We start from the raw sequence: 429 nt of genomic DNA, 5'->3' as shown, positions 1-429 counted from the left end.
TTATCCCGCCTAATGGAGATTATCAAAATTTTGGCATTATGGCAGCTATTGATCATATCAATGCTTTAAAAGATCTAGTTAAACGCTTTCCAAAACTTGCAGATTTACCAAAAATTTATGGGGGGGGGGTCTTATGGAGGATACCTATCTTTACTCATAGCAAAAATAGCTCCTTGGTATGTGGATGGCGTGATTGATAATTCGGGTTCGGCTTTGCCACCTTTAAATTATATTTTAGGAAGAGAAATGGAACATAGTTACGGTGATTATTATGAAGATTTTCCACATAATAGGATTATTTTTTTTCTAAAAACCCACTGGACGCGTAAAGAAAATTCACCTTATTTTTTTAATAATGAAAATTATTTTATTAGAACATTGTTAAATAAGGATCATTTGATTTTGCAAAGTCAAAAAAATAAAAATATT

The 429-nt window shown here is 31.0% G+C and carries 1 pseudogene; it reads left to right on the top strand.

The features are described from left to right. Window positions 1-429 (top strand): annotated as a pseudogene (locus tag KAR88_RS08955) (DUF2920 family protein); the annotation flags it as partial.

This window comes from Campylobacter sp. JH23, assembly GCF_017846595.1.
In the GTDB taxonomy this organism is placed as follows: Bacteria; Campylobacterota; Campylobacteria; order Campylobacterales; family Campylobacteraceae; genus Campylobacter_D; species Campylobacter_D coli.
This window is presented reverse-complemented; position numbering and strand designations above follow the sequence as displayed.